Source organism: Saccharopolyspora mangrovi (assembly GCF_035320975.1).
GTDB classification, from domain to species: domain Bacteria; phylum Actinomycetota; class Actinomycetes; order Mycobacteriales; family Pseudonocardiaceae; genus Saccharopolyspora; species Saccharopolyspora mangrovi.
Genome location: NZ_JAWLNX010000012.1, coordinates 50,431 through 64,416, shown reverse-complemented (window position 1 = coordinate 64,416; position 13,986 = coordinate 50,431). Strand labels below are relative to the sequence as shown.

The following is a 13,986-nucleotide window of genomic DNA, read 5'->3' as shown; positions in this document are numbered from 1 at the left end:
TGCTGACGTCGTGATCTGCGGGCGGGTACGGTGGATGGTGGTGAGCACGGGAGCCCGGCGGACCGGGCTGAGAGGGAGCGCAGGGCTCCGACCGTCGAACCTGATCCGGGTCATGCCGGCGCAGGGAGCGTGGAGTTGTCTGAGAAACGAACTGATCATGTCGTCGTGGTGGGCGGCGGAGTCGTCGGCCTTTCGGTGGCCTGGCGGGCCGCCGCGGCCGGGAACCGGGTGAGCCTGGTCGACCCCGAACCCGCCTCCGGCGCTTCGTACGTCGCGGGCGGGATGCTCGCACCTCTCGCCGAGGCCTGGCCGGGCGAGGAAGAACTGCTCGAGCTGGGCTCGACGTCGCTGACCCGCTGGCCTGGTTTCGCCGAGGAGCTCAGCTGCGCCGCCGGACTGCCGTCCGGGCTGCGCACCGAGGGCACGCTGATGATCGGCGTCGACGGCGCCGACCGCGAAGAGCTCGACAACGTCTCCGGGCACCTGGCCGGGCTCGGCCGCAGCGTCACCCGGCTGACCGGCCGCGAGGTGCGCAAGCGCGAACCCGTGCTGGGCCCGTCGGTGCGCGGCGGGCTGGAGATCCCCGGTGATCTGGCGGTGGACAACCGCATGGCGCTGACCGCGCTGCAGGCGGCGGCGAAGGCCTCGGGCGTGGAGTTCGTCCGGGAACGCGCCGAGCGGGTCCGGCCGGGAGCCGTGGAGCTCGCCGAGTCCACTGTGGAGTGCGATGTCGCGGTGATCTCCGCGGGTGCGCACTCCGGCTCGCTGCACCCCGCGCTGGCCGGGACGATCCGCCCGGTCAAGGGCGAGATCCTGCGGCTGCGCAAGCGCGCCACGGCGCTGCCGCCGCCGACCCGCACCGTGCGCGGCCCGGTCCGCGGCAGGCCCTGCTACCTGGTGCCGCGCGACGACGGGGGAGTCGTGCTCGGCGCCACCCAGCACGAGGTCGGCTTCGACACCGAGGTCACCGTCGCAGGCGTCCGCGACCTGCTCGCCGACGCCGAGACCGTGATGCCCGGCATCGCCGAGTACACGCTGCTCGAAGCCACCGCCGGGCTGCGCCCGAGCACCGCCGACAACCTGCCGGTCATCGGCTGGCTGGAGCCGGGCGTGCTCGCCGCCACCGGCCACCACCGGGGCGGGTTCCTGCTCACACCGGTCACCGTCGACGCGGTGCTGGCGCTGCTGCGCGGCGACGACCCCGGAGCGCTCATCAAGGCCACCGACCCGAGCCGTTTGGGAGGGCAGCAGTGAAGGTCGTGATCAACGGCGAGGCGCGAGAGACCGCCGCCGACGCCACGCTGGCGTCGGTGCTGGACGACTTCGGCGTGCCGGAGAAGGGCGTGGCGGTGGCCTTGGACGGCGCGGTGGTGCCGCGCGCGTCGTGGCCTGGCACGGTGTTGCACGCCGACGCCACCATCGAAGTCCTCACCGCAGTGCAAGGAGGGTGACCGTGGACGACCCATTGGTGATCGCCGGGCGCGAGTTCGGTTCGCGATTGATCACCGGGACCGGAGGGGCGGGCAACCTCTCGGTCCTGGAGCGCGCGCTGATCGCGTCCGGAACCGAGCTGACCACCGTCGCGATGCGGCGCGCCGACGCCGGCGGCGGCACCGGCGTGCTGGACCTGCTGCGCAAGCTCGGCATCGAGGCGCTGCCCAACACCGCGGGCTGCCGCACCGCGGCCGAAGCGGTGCTCACCGCCCAGCTGGCCCGCGAAGCGCTGGAGACCAACTGGGTCAAGCTGGAGGTGGTGGCCGACGAGGAAACCCTGCTGCCCGACCCGATCGAGCTCCTCGACGCGGCGGAACAGCTGGTGGACCAGGGCTTCGTCGTCCTGGCGTACACCAACGACGACCCGGTGCTGGCGCTGAAGCTGGAGGAGGTGGGCTGCGCGGCGGTCATGCCGCTGGGCTCGCCGATCGGCACCGGCCTGGGCATCCGCAACCCGCACAACATCGAGATGATCGTCTCCCGCGCTGACGTCCCGATCGTCCTCGACGCGGGCATCGGCACGGCCTCCGACGCCGCCCTGGCGATGGAGCTCGGCTGCTCCGCCGTCCTGCTGGCCACCGCGGTCACCCGGGCCCAGGACCCGGAGCGCATGGCCACGGCCATGCGAGCAGCGGTCGAAGCGGGACGCCTCGCCTCCCAGGCGGGCAGGATCCCCCAGCGTTTCTGGGCCCAAGCCTCCAGCCCCGGCACCCCGATGGGCTGACCGGCAAGAACGCGTCCGAGCGCGGTGCGGATTCCAATTTCGCGCGAAATTCGACCCGGCCTCGCGGGAGTCGAACTTCGCGCGAAATTCGAACTCCCCGCTCAGCGGATGTGGAGGCGTTCGGGGCGGACGAAGCTGATCGTGTAGCTCTTCCAGGGGTTGTCGTAGCCGAAGGTGCGGTCGATGGCCTGGCGGGCGTGCAGGGCGTTCTCCACCAGGGAGCTCGCCAGCAGCTCCGAGGCGGGGGCGCCGCTGGCCGGGATGTCGGGGATCTTGGCCGTGGACTTGCCGCCCAGCAGGTCGTCCACCGAGCGCAGCGCCGGAACCGCGACCTTGCGCTCGTCAGCGGGCCGGAAGGCCAGCGTGGCCACGTCCTGGCGCAGCGCGTCCAGGGCGATCGCGGCGGCGCGGGTGGCGTGGTTGTCGTCGGTCTCCTCGCCGGTGCCGTCCAGCAGCGCGGGCATGCCCAGCAGGTCCTGGGTGCGGCGCAGCGCCAGGACGTTGGCGGCCTGCAGGGCCTTCGGCAGGTCCGCGCCCTGACCGGAGGCGCGGACGCTGCGCAGCAGCTCCGAGACCGACCAGACGGTCGAGCGGACCGCGCCGCGCACGTCCGGGACGATGCTGCTGGGCAGCACCAGGTAGCTCACGTAGCCGACGATCAGCGCGATCGCCGCGCCCACCGCGGTGTTGGCGGCGAAGCTGATGCCGACGTTGACCAGCGGCCGGTCCAGCGCCATCGCCTGGTCCACGACGGTGATCACGATCAGGCAGCCCAGCACCACCTGGTACTCGGCGCGCAACCTCGGCATGTTCAGCAGCATCCCGCCGATGACCAGCGGAACCAGCAGGTAGGCGCCCGGCAGCAGGGTGATCAGGATGGCCAGCGCCGTCACGCCCAGCACCGCACCACCGGTGCGCTCCAGGGCGCCGGTCATGCTGTCGCGCGCCGCGGGCGCCAGCACCACGTACAGCGCGAGCAGCAGGCTCGACGCCGACGGGTCGCGCAGCAGCAGCACGATCACCATGCCGACCGCGACCGCCAGCGTGCAGCGCAGCGCGTGCCGGAACAGCGAGGACCGGAACGACAGGTGCGCGCGCACCGCGCCCACCAACCGCTCCCGCAGCGCGCCGTCCTCGGCGGGCGGGACCGGGGTCTCGTCGCGGTTGACCACGGCCGCGCGGATCCGGTCCAGGCCCTGGTTCACACCGGCGACGGCGTCGGGCAGGTCCTGCCGGCCGCCGCGGGCGACGACGGCCTGCGCGGGATCGCGGCGGGCGGCCATCGGCAGCCCGGTGCAGGCGCGGGAGCGGATCGCGCGGGCGAGCTCGGCGGCGACCCGATCGGCCTCGGCGACGATGTCGCGAAGCCGCTCGGCCTCGATCCGGTCGCTCTGCTGTGCCTGCGCGAGCAGCGTCTCGCGGGCGGCCCGGAAGCGGGCCGACCCGGCCAGCACCTGTCCCAGCCAGGTGCTGGAACCGTCGGCCCGCCACGCGGCGGCGGCCGACTCCAGCACGCCGGGGCCCGGGACCAGCAGCGTCCGCGCGACCGCGACGCGGGTCGCGTGCCCGGGATCGCCGAGTCCGACGATCACCCGCAGCAGCAGCGCGAACAGCCCACCGGCGACGGTCGAGGCGAGCAGGATCAGGAACGGCTGGTCGTTGCCGATGCCGGTGGTGGTGGTCACCAGCGTCGCGGCGGCGAAGATCTGCCCGCCGATCCGGTAGTGCTCACCCAGCGCGGGCAGCATCCCGGTGCCGAACACCACGATCGCCACGGCCATCCCGGCCAGCAGCGGAACCTTGGTCAGCATCGGACCGACGGCCATCATCAGCACCAGCGCCGGCGTCAGCCACATGAACCTGCGCAGGTCGGAGCGCAGCGCCTGACCGCTGGTGGCGGTCAGCGCCAGCACCGTGGTCAGCGCGCCCAGCAGCACCGGGGTCTCCAGCTCGAAGAACCAGCCGACGAACGTTCCGGCGATCACGGCGACGACCACCAGCAGCACGTATTGGCGCTGCCGGGGATCCGGCGCACCCGCCTCGGTGGCCATCCATCCCCGCGCCCTTGTCAACACCGCTCTAGCCACGCTCTCGCAAACCCCTGTCGTCCCTCGCCGCGCTCCAGGTTCCGCGCCCTGGGATTACGCCCCTCTCGAACATATGTCGACGAGTAGTACCTATCGGGTTACGGGGTGGGGGTGAGAATCACCCTATTGATTGGTCAGTACGAGCGAGGACTGATCCGCCAGAAGGTCGACACCGGCCCGACGCCCGACCCCAGCGGGTAGGCGTCGGCGACGCTGCGGGTGACGAACCGCTTGCCGCCGCGCACCGCGTCCGGCACCGAAGCTCCCTTCGCCAGCGCGGCGGTGATCGCCGAGGCGAACACGTCACCGGCGCCGTGGGTGTGCTCGGTGGCGTAGCGCGGACCGGGCAGCGGCAGCGCGGCGGTGCCGTCGAAGAGGAGGTCCACGCACTCGGGGTCGTCGGGCAGGTGGCCGCTCTTGATCAGCACCCACTCGGGGCCGAAGTCGTAGATCGCCTTGGCCGCGTCCAGCAGGTCGTCGCGGGTGCGCGCGTCGATGCCGGTCAGCAGCCGCACCTCGTCGAGGTTCGGGGTGACCAGCGTGGCCCGGGGGAAGGCCCGGTTGCGCAGCGCGTCCAGAGCGTCGGGGTGCAGCAGCGGCTCCCCGCTGCGCGCCGCGGCGACGGGATCGACGACGAACGGCGTGCGGCCGTCCCGGCCGATGCCGTGCCGGTCGCAGGCCGCCAGCATCGCGTCGATGGTGGCCGCCGAGGCCAGCATGCCGGTCTTGGCCGCGCCGACGCCGATGTCGGAGGCGACCGCGTCGATCTGCGCGGCCACGGTCTCCGCCGGGACCTCCACCACGCCGGACACGCCCGTGGTGTTCTGCACGGTCACCGCCGTCACGGCGGTCATGCCGTGCACCCCGCAGGCGAAGAAGGTCCGCAGGTCCGCGTGCATCCCGGCGCTACCACCGGAATCCGAACCGGCGATCGTCAGCGCGGTGGGCGGAGCGGTCATCTCATGCATTCCCGAAATGCTACGTCGAGTGCTCTCCGCATCGAATGACTGCGGAGGGTGTTCAACCATGGACGAGGTCTCGCTGACGTCCTACACGACCTGGGCGGATCTGATCGGCACGTGGAAGACCCTGGACCTGCCGGACAAGGCCTGGCGCGCCGAGATCATCGACGAGACCGTCGTCGTGGCGCCGCCGGATGACTCGACTCACGGCGTGATCATCAACCTGCTGCACCGGTACCTGGTTCGGGCGACGCCGGGCGACTGGGGTGTCTTCCAGGCCTTGGCCGTGCAGATCCCGCAGGAGCGGTGTCTCTTCGTTCCCGACATCGCAGTGGTCCCGCGTGCTTGGCTGCGCGAGGCGGACTACCCGGCTCCGGCGCGATGCCTGCTGCTCGCCGTCGAGGTCACCTCGAAGCGGACGGCCGACGTCGATCGCACGACCAAGCCGGCGAGATATGCGCTGGCCGGCGTTCCGCACTTCATCCTCGTCGACCTCTTCGCGGAGGAAGGTCCGATGTCGTACCTGCATTCCGCCCCGTCCGGTCGTTCCTACCTGGTGCGGCGGAGCGTGCCGTTGACGTGAGGGGCGACTCCGCCCGGAGTCGCCCCTCGTGGTGTCAGTCGTTGGCCGCGATCGGGAGGTAGACCTCGCCGCCGGTGCGGGTGAACTCCTCGGACTTCTCGGCCATGCCCGCCTCGATGGCTTCGACGCTGGTCAGGCCGTGCTCCTCGGCGTACTTGCGGACGTCCTGGGTGATCTTCATCGAGCAGAACTTCGGGCCGCACATGGAGCAGAAGTGGGCGGTCTTCGCCGGTTCCGCGGGCAGCGTCTCGTCGTGGAAGGCCCGAGCGGTGTCGGGGTCCAGCGACAGGTTGAACTGGTCGGTCCAGCGGAACTCGAAGCGCGCCTGCGACAGCGCGTCGTCGCGCTCCTGGGCGCGCGGATGGCCCTTGGCCAGGTCGGCGGCGTGCGCGGCGATCTTGTAGGTGATCACGCCGGTCTTGACGTCGTCCCGGTTCGGCAGGCCGAGGTGTTCCTTCGGGGTGACGTAGCAGAGCATCGCCGTACCGGCCTGGGCGATCATCGCTGCGCCGATGCCGGAGGTGATGTGGTCGTAGGCGGGCGCGATGTCGGTGGTCAGCGGACCGAGCGTGTAGAACGGCGCCTCACCGCACAGCTCCTCCTCCAGCCGCACGTTCTCCGCGATCTTGTGCATCGGCACGTGACCCGGGCCCTCGATCATCACCTGCACGTCGTGCTCGCGGGCGATGTGCGTGAGCTCGCCGAGGGTTTCCAGCTCGGCGAACTGGGCGCGGTCGTTGGCGTCGGCGATCGAACCCGGCCGCAGCCCGTCACCCAGCGAGAACGTCACGTCGTAGGCGCGCAGGATCTCGCACAGCTCGCTGTAGTGCGTGTACAGGAAGCTCTCCCGGTGGTGCGCCAGGCACCAGGCTGCCATGATCGACCCGCCGCGCGAGACGATGCCGGTGACGCGCTGGGCGGTCAGCGGCACGTAGCGCAGCAGCACGCCGGCGTGCACGGTCATGTAGTCCACGCCCTGCTCGCACTGCTCGATCACGGTGTCGCGGTAGATCTCCCAGGTCAGCGAGGCCGGGTCGCCGTTGACCTTCTCCAGCGCCTGGTAGATCGGCACGGTCCCGATCGGCACCGGGGAGTTGCGCAGGATGCGCTCGCGGGTCTCGTGGATGCGCTTGCCGGTGGACAGGTCCATCACGGTGTCGGCGCCCCAGCGGGTCGCCCACACCATCTTCTCCACCTCCTCCTCGACCGAGGAGGTGACCGCCGAGTTGCCGATGTTGGCGTTGACCTTGACCAGGAAGTTCTTGCCGATGATCATCGGCTCGCTCTCCGGGTGGCACCGGTTCGCCGGGATCACCGCGCGGCCCGAGGCGACCTCGTCGCGGACGAACTCCGGCGAAACCCCCTCGCGGTGCGCGATGTACTCCATCTCGCGGGTGATCACGCTCGCCTTCGCCCAGCCCAGCTGGGTGTTGTGCTCGCGTCCGTCCCGCCATCCCGCGCGCGTCGGAGCCAGACCACTGTGGACGTCCACGGTGGCGGCGTCATCGGTGTACGGCCCCGACGTGTCGTAGACGTCGAGGTGCTCACCGTTGGTCAGCTCGATGCGGCGGAACGGCACGTGCAGCCCGGATTCGGTGCTGCTGAAGACCTTTCGGGATCCCTCGATGGGTCCCGTGGTGATTCCGGATGCGTTCGGATACACGTCGGCCACTGCCGTCCACTCCCTACGCCGGCATTACCCGGTCAGGTTCGTGCGGTCGGCGGCCCCGGAGTTCTCCAGCCGCCCTCTCAGCCCGCTGTTGGTGCGAGCTCCCGCGGATTGATTTGTGCAGTGCCCGAGGTTACGGGGTGAAGGTGGTCGAGGACAACAGCTTTATCCGGACGGCGGCACCCTCACTCGGCGAAGGGGTCGCCCATCTCCGCCGGGTCCCAGCTCAGGCCGGGAACGCCCCACTCGTTGCGCTTGATCATCTTCTTCGCCGCCCGGGCGTGCCTGCCGGTGAGCCGGTCCAGGTAGACGTAGCCGTCGAGGTGGTCGGTCTCGTGCTGCAGGCAGCGTGCGAAGAACCCCGTTCCCTCGACCTCCACCGGCTTTCCGTCCACATCGGACCCGGTGACCTTCGCCCAGCTCGCCCGGCCGGTCGGGTACGACTCACCCGGCACCGACAGGCAGCCCTCCCAGTCGTCGTCCGGATCGGGCATCGTCTCCGGGACCTCCGAGGTCGTCAGCTCGGGGTTGACCACCAGGCCGCGGTGCTGCACGCCCTCGTCGTCCGGGCAGTCGTAGACGAACAGGCGCAGGTCGACGCCGATCTGGTTGGCTGCGAGCCCGACCCCGTTGGCGGCGGCCATCGTCTCGAACATGTCCTCGACGAGGGTCCGCAGCTCCTCGTCGAAGTGCTCCACCCGGCGAGTCGGGTTGTGCAGCACGGGGTCGCCGTAGACGCGGATGGGGTGAACAGCCATGCGCGGACTCTATCGGCCCCGCAGGTGAGGTACCCGGGGCGCTCTTGCGCGCGAACCGGGGGTGCGATCGGCTCCCCGTCCGGATCGAGGCATGGTTCAATTGAGCCGGGAATGACAGCCGTGTGATTCTCCGCGACCGAATCGCGAGGCGAGGAGTCGGATGGACGCCGCCCAGATGCTGACCGCGCAGGAGATCGCCCGTCAGTGCGAACAACTCGCGCGCACGCACGGGCGCGCGCCCGCACCGGAGCGGCGGCGGTTGCACCTGGCCGACCCGATCACCCAGCCCATCGAGCGGATCGTCGAACCGCCCGGGGGAGAACCGGCCCCGGCCGATCGGGAGCTGACGGATCGGGACCTCGGGATCCTCGCCTTCGAAGCGCAGTGGTGGAAGCGCTCGGGCAAGAAGGACGTCGCGATCCGGGAACTGTTCGACATGTCCGCGTCGCGGTACTACCAACTGCTCAACACGCTGCTGGATTCTCCCGCGGCGTTCCGCGCGGACCCTATGCTGATCAAGAGACTGCGCAAGGCACGGGCGGCACGGCAGCGCGCGAGGGCCGCTCAACGACTGGGAATCGAGTTGCACTGATGAGTGTTGGGGAACCGTCCGGCGGGCCCGGCGGGGCCAAGCTGATCGGCCTGGGTCTGATCGGGGTCGGCGTGCTCGCGGCCGTGTTCGGGACCGTGACCCTGATGTCCGGCGAGTCTTCGGACACCGCCCAGCCGCTGCCGCAGGAACCCACCTCGCAGGTCCAGTCGCCGCGACCCGCCCCGTCCCAGGTCGCCCCGCCGCCGGTCGCACCGCCGGTGCAGCCGCCCGCGGTCCAGCCCCCGGCGGTGCAGCCGCCGGTGGCCGAGCCGCCGCAGACCACCCAGCCTGGCTCCGGCAACGTCCAGGCCCCGGGTTCCGGTCAGTCGCAGGACATCCCGGTCGGCTCCGGCAAGGGCAGCGAGCAGATCATCGTGCGGGTCTACAACAACTCGACGATCTCCGGGCTGGCGCACCGGGCCGCCGAGGACCTCCGCAAGGCCGGGTACCAGGTGCCCGAGGTCGGCAACTACTCGGCGGGCAAGATCCCGACCACCACGGTCTACTTCCGGCCGGGCACCGACGAGGAGCGGCAGGCCGAGGAGCTCGCCGCGCGGATCGGCGCCCGCGCCGACGCCCGCTTCGACGGGATACAGGACGCCACGCCAGGCCTGATCGCCATCATCACCAACGACTACAAGGGCCCCTCGGTCGGCAAGTGACCACTCGAATTTCGCGAGAAGTTCGACTCTCGACGATCGGGTTCGAATATCGCGCGAAGTTCGAACCCGGCTCTCGTCTCATCCCCGCAGGCTGGGCAACCCGCGTCCCGGAGTGCTCTGATCTGGGGGTTTCCAATTTCGCGCGAAATTCGAGTGCTGGAGTTCGGGCTCGAACTTCGCGCGAAATTCGACTCCCCTGGGTCACTGGTGGGTGCTGGCGTAGTTGGCGAGGGTTTCGAGTTGGGCGGGGTCCAGCGAGGGGCGCACCGCCTTGCGGGCCGCGGTGAGGTGGGTGGCGGTCACCTCGGTGGCCGTGAGGGATTCGCGCATGGCCGTGAGGGCGGCCTCGCGGACCAGGGCCGTGCAGTCGGCGGCTGAGTAGCCTTCGAGGGCTCCGGCCAGGGACGCGAGGTCGACGTCGTCGGACAGCGGGGTGTTCTTGACCGCTGCGGCGAGGATCGCTCGGCGGGCGTCGGCGTCCGGCGGCGGGACGTAGACGAGGCGTTCCAGGCGACCCGGGCGCAGCAGCGCGGGGTCGATGAGCTCCGGCCGGTTGGTGGCGGCCAGCACGACGACGTCGCGCATCGGCTCGACGCCGTCGAGCTCGGTGAGCAGCGCGGCGACCACGCGGTCCGCGACGCCGGAGTCCGAGGACTGGCCGCGTCGCGGGGCCAGCGCGTCCACCTCGTCGAGGAACACCAGGGCGGGCGAAGCGCCCCGGGCGCGCAGGAACAGCTCCCGGACGGCGCGCTCGGACTCGCCGACCCACTTGTCCATCAGCTCAGCGCCCTTGACGGTGAGCACGTTGAGCCGTCCGCTGCCCGCGAGCGCGCGCACCAGGTAGGTCTTGCCGCAGCCCGGCGGCCCGTAGAGCAGGACGCCGCGCGGCGGATCGACTCCCAGGCGGGTGAACGAATCCGGGTACTGCAGCGGCCACAGCACGGTCTCGGTGAGGGCCTGCTTGACCTCGGTCATGTCGCCCACGTCGTCGAGGGTGAGCCCGCCGGTCTGCAGGTTGTCCGACGTGGACATCGAGATCGGTCGGACCGAGGACAGCGCGTCGAGCAGGTCCTGCCGGGAGATCCGCGGGTCGGCGGGGGCGTCGCGGTGCCGCAGCGCGGCGCCCAAGGCGGCCTCCCGGCACAGCGCGATCAGGTCGGCGACGACGAAACCCGGTGTGCGCTCGGCGATTTCGGCGAACCGGACGTCCTCCTCGAGCGGCGCCCCGCGCAGCAGCACGCCGAGCAGGTCGGCGCGGGTGGTGTCGTCGGGCAGTCCGATGGTGAGCTCGCGGTCGACCAGGCCGGGTTCGCGCAGCCGGGGATCGACCGACTGCGGGTTGGCGCTGGTGACGATCACCGCCAGCGCGTCGTGGCCGATGGCGCCGCGGATCGCGTCGAGCGCGACGGTGGCCAGCGGCGGCGGGTCGGACTCCGGCAGCAGCGCCTCGACGTCGGTGATCAGCAGGACCCGGTTGCCCGCCGCGGCGGTGGCGCGGTCGACGGCCTGCTGCAGGCGGGACGCCGCGGTGCGCGCCTCCAGCGCGGCGATGCTGGGGGCGGCGACCTCGACGAGCTCGGCGCCGACGTCGGCGCACACCGCGCGCACCAGCGTCGCCTTGCCCACCCCCGGCGGGCCGCTGATCAGCGCGCCGAGCCGCGGTTCGGCGCCGAGCCTGCGCAGCAGCTCGGGCTGGTCGAAGGCCAGGCGCAGCCATTCGGTCAGCCGGCGCGCGGTGTCGCGCGAACCCACCAGGTCCGCCACCGGCACGTCGGGGCGCGCCTCGGGAGCAGCGGTCTCCTCCGGTGCGGCGGGGGTTTCTCGTGCGGGCGCACCGTCCCGCCATTCGACCACCGTGGACGGTTGCACGGCCACGGCTCCGGCCGGTTCGGTGGCGGCGATCGTGATGAGCTCGTTGGTCCAGGTCAAGCCGATCGCCGCGGACATCTGCCTGCGGACCTCACCCGCGCGGGACGAGGAGGCGGGGGAGAGGTCCTGCGGCAGCAGCGACACCGCGTCGCCGAGCGAGAAGACCTTGCCGGTCAGCGCCAGCCGTGCCGTCTCCGGTGACACCGTCGCTCGCGCCATCCGCGATCCGGTGATCCCGACCCGCTTGGCGACCTCCACCTGGGCGGGGGCCACGGCGACGGAGGACCCCTCGGTCACCCCGAGGTTGAGCAGCGCGACGTCGTCGAGCAGCAGGAACCCGGTCGGCGAGGTCCGCTCCGCGGCGGCGGCCAGCGCGACGGTCTCGCGCGCTCCGGTGAGCCGCACGGCGCTCCACGGCCGGAGCCCCAGCGCGTCGAGCACCTCCGGGTGCAGTCGCACGACGCCGCGCCGGGTGTCGCGGGCGGAGGTGGACACGCGCGCGGTCAAGCTGATCGAAGCCACCCCGCCGACCTTAGCGGCTGAAGGCCGAGCGCGACGTCGTCAACGGACCGGAGGACTCAGTAGTCGTCGCGGTTGCGGCGGAGCTCCAGGCGGCGCCAGCTGCGGCGGGGGTGCCCCGGCTCGGTGGGGCGGCGGGGCAGGCGGACGCGTCGCGCCGCCCCAGCCATGCTGCGCCGCAGCGGCGGGCGGATGCCCAGGCGGCGCTGGTTGCGGCGGCGGATCGCGCGGCGTTCGCGCGGGGCGGCGTCCCAGGCCTCGGGGTGCTGCGACAGCCACTGGTAGCGGTAGACCGCGTAGGGGATGTGCAGCAGGTAGAGCACCATCGCGATGGCCAGCGAGATCAGCGGGAACACCACCACCAGCGCGGCCAGCAGCGCGACGCCGACCAGCAGCGGAGCGGCGAGCTTCGGCGGCACCTTGACGGTCTTCAGCGACAGCGTGGGCACCCGGCTGACGGCCAGCGCGGCGATCAGCACCATCCACACCATCACCACCGGCTGGTTGGCCCACCAGCCCGGGTAGCCGAAGTGCGCGGTCAGCGCGAGCGGCAGCAGCGCCAGCAGACCCGCGGCCGGGGCGGGCACGCCGACGAAGAACTCCTTGGCGAACGGCGGCTGCTCGGCGTCGTCGAGCAGCGTGTTGAACCGCGCGAGCCGCAGCACCATGCAGACCGCGAAGATCAGCGACACCACCCAGCCGGCCCGGTTGTCCTGCATGTGCCAGGCGTAGAGGGTCAACGCCGGGGCGACGCCGAAGGACATCGCGTCGGCCAGCGAGTCCAGCTCGGCGCCCATCTTGGAGGTGGCGTCGAGCAGCCTGGCGATCCGGCCGTCGAGGCCGTCGAGCACCGCGGCGACGGCGACGGACCCGATCGCGAAGTCCAGCTGCCCGTTGAGGGCGAACTGGATCGCCGACAGGCCGGCGCACATCGCCAGCACGGTGATCGCATTGGGCAGCAGCCGGACGCCGGGGGTGGTCCGCATGCTCATCGTTCGCGCTTCCCCCTGGGCAGTTCGGCCAGCGGCGTTTCGCCGCCGATGGTGCGCTGGCCGGGCTCGACCAGGACCTTGCTGTCGGCGGGCACGTAGAGGTCCACGCGCGAGCCGAACCGGATGAGGCCGTAGGTGGCACCGGCGGTGACGGTGTCGCCCTCGGCGACCTCGCAGACGATGCGGCGGGCGACGAGCCCGGCGATCTGCACGACGGCGACGCGGGTGCCGTCCTCGGTGCGGAGGGCCATCGAGTTGCGCTCGTTGTCCTCGCTGGCCTTGTCCAGGTCGGCGGAGAGGAACTTGCCGGGCCGGTAGACGATCTTGTCGATCCTGCCGCTGACCGGGACGCGCTGGACGTGCACGTCGAAGATGGTCAGGAAGGTGCTGATGCGGGTCATCGGCGCATCGCCGAGGCCCAGCTCGGCGGGCGGGACGGCGCTCTCGACGTGCGCGACGGCGCCGTCGGCGGCGGCCACGGCCAGGCCTTCGCGGGTCGGGGTGGTGCGGGCGGGCTCTCGGAAGAACCACGCGCACCAGGCGGTGAGCACGGCGCCGACCGCGCCCAGCGGGCGCCAGATGCGGCGCAGCACCAGCGTGGCGACGGCGGCACCGATGACGAACGGCCTGCCTGCCGGGTGCATCGGCGGAACGGTGTCCTTGGCCAGCGCGATCAGGTGCGCCAGCGGGTTCTCTTGGGTGCTGCTCATCTAGGTGGTCGCGCCCCTGCGTCGGAGGTCATGTCAGCGCGGCGCGGTAGTCCTGCCTGCGCCGTTGACGTACAGCATCGCGGACGCCCCGTCTCCGCTGTGCCGAGGGGCCACAGTTGATCAAGAGCAACGCGTCTGACCTGCACGTATCTCGTGGCGGAGATGCTACAGCCAAGCAGGGCTGGAGTCACACGGACGGGTGAACGGCGGGAGGTGTGGCCCACTCCTCACCTGGCCCGCGCAACGCGCTGCGACCCCTCTTCCGTCCCCGACATGTCCGCCATCCTGTCGTGGGGCTAGCTGGCGTTTTGTTGACGCGGAGTCACCAAATGCGTCGCCAACGTCCTCCGATAGCGGCTACGGAC

At 71.6% G+C, this 13,986-nt stretch carries 13 protein-coding genes and 1 riboswitch; of the genes, 6 read left to right on the top strand and 7 right to left on the bottom strand.

The genetic code is table 11. From position 1 onward, the window contains the following. Positions 1-36: 36 nt before the first annotated feature. Positions 37-144, top strand: a riboswitch (TPP riboswitch). From thiO to thiG, 3 genes are all read left to right on the top strand, one after another. Beyond that, entirely contained in the window at positions 136-1,254 is a 1,119-nt protein-coding gene (gene thiO, locus R4I43_RS18115) for a glycine oxidase ThiO (RefSeq protein WP_324266817.1), read from the top strand. (Overlaps the previous riboswitch by 9 nt.) Continuing rightward, complete coding sequence (gene thiS / locus R4I43_RS18110; protein WP_324266816.1) at positions 1,251-1,451, top strand: sulfur carrier protein ThiS; 201 nt, start codon at positions 1,251-1,253, stop codon at positions 1,449-1,451. Before thiO ends, thiS begins: the two co-directional genes overlap by 4 nt. A gap of 2 nt (positions 1,452-1,453) precedes the next feature. Further along, positions 1,454-2,218 carry a thiazole synthase gene (gene thiG, locus R4I43_RS18105; RefSeq protein WP_324266815.1) on the top strand — a complete coding sequence of 255 codons (765 nt, stop codon included), beginning with the start codon at positions 1,454-1,456 and terminating at the stop codon, positions 2,216-2,218. A gap of 101 nt (positions 2,219-2,319) precedes the next feature. Here the strand turns inward: thiG and R4I43_RS18100 are convergent, their stop codons facing one another. After that, positions 2,320-4,269, bottom strand: a complete 1,950-nt coding sequence (locus R4I43_RS18100; RefSeq protein WP_324266814.1) for an FUSC family protein — start codon at positions 4,267-4,269, stop codon at positions 2,320-2,322. 170 nt (positions 4,270-4,439) lie between these two features. Beyond that, complete coding sequence (gene thiD / locus R4I43_RS18095) at positions 4,440-5,264, bottom strand: bifunctional hydroxymethylpyrimidine kinase/phosphomethylpyrimidine kinase (RefSeq protein ID WP_324266933.1); 825 nt, start codon at positions 5,262-5,264, stop codon at positions 4,440-4,442. Between the two features lie 67 nt (positions 5,265-5,331). Here thiD and R4I43_RS18090 point away from each other — a divergent pair, with 67 nt between their 5' ends. Then, positions 5,332-5,850, top strand: coding sequence for a Uma2 family endonuclease (locus tag R4I43_RS18090; protein WP_324266813.1), 519 nt, complete (start codon positions 5,332-5,334; stop codon positions 5,848-5,850). Between the two features lie 34 nt (positions 5,851-5,884). On the opposite strand, the gene thiC is transcribed toward R4I43_RS18090, so the two are convergent. Beyond that, a complete protein-coding gene (thiC, locus tag R4I43_RS18085) occupies positions 5,885-7,522 on the bottom strand; it encodes a phosphomethylpyrimidine synthase ThiC (protein WP_324266812.1) in 1,638 nt (545 codons plus the stop codon). Positions 7,523-7,704: 182 nt separating this feature from the next. Further along, on the bottom strand, positions 7,705-8,277 hold the full coding sequence (locus R4I43_RS18080) for a peptide deformylase (RefSeq protein WP_324266811.1): 573 nt from the start codon (positions 8,275-8,277) through the stop codon (positions 7,705-7,707). Positions 8,278-8,566: 289 nt separating this feature from the next. Here R4I43_RS18080 and R4I43_RS18075 point away from each other — a divergent pair, with 289 nt between their 5' ends. Together R4I43_RS18075 and R4I43_RS18070 are read left to right on the top strand one after the other, a co-directional pair. Further along, entirely contained in the window at positions 8,567-8,869 is a 303-nt protein-coding gene (locus tag R4I43_RS18075) for a DUF3263 domain-containing protein (protein ID WP_324266932.1), read from the top strand. Next, positions 8,869-9,531, top strand: coding sequence for a LytR C-terminal domain-containing protein (locus tag R4I43_RS18070; RefSeq protein WP_324266810.1), 663 nt, complete (start codon positions 8,869-8,871; stop codon positions 9,529-9,531). The genes R4I43_RS18075 and R4I43_RS18070 overlap by 1 nt, the downstream gene beginning before the upstream one ends. A 201-nt stretch (positions 9,532-9,732) precedes the next feature. Here the strand turns inward: R4I43_RS18070 and R4I43_RS18065 are convergent, their stop codons facing one another. Genes R4I43_RS18065 through R4I43_RS18055 form a run of 3 tightly spaced genes read right to left on the bottom strand, consistent with a single transcriptional unit; the run spans position 9,733 to position 13,621 of the window. Further along, positions 9,733-11,922: an AAA family ATPase gene (locus tag R4I43_RS18065; protein WP_324266809.1), complete on the bottom strand. Its 2,190-nt coding sequence runs from the start codon at positions 11,920-11,922 to the stop codon at positions 9,733-9,735. A 56-nt stretch (positions 11,923-11,978) separates the two neighbouring features. Continuing rightward, on the bottom strand, positions 11,979-12,911 hold the full coding sequence (gene pssA / locus R4I43_RS18060; protein WP_324266808.1) for a CDP-diacylglycerol--serine O-phosphatidyltransferase: 933 nt from the start codon (positions 12,909-12,911) through the stop codon (positions 11,979-11,981). Further along, complete coding sequence (locus R4I43_RS18055; RefSeq protein ID WP_324266807.1) at positions 12,908-13,621, bottom strand: phosphatidylserine decarboxylase; 714 nt, start codon at positions 13,619-13,621, stop codon at positions 12,908-12,910. Before R4I43_RS18055 ends, pssA begins: the two co-directional genes overlap by 4 nt. Positions 13,622-13,986: the final 365 nt, after the last annotated feature.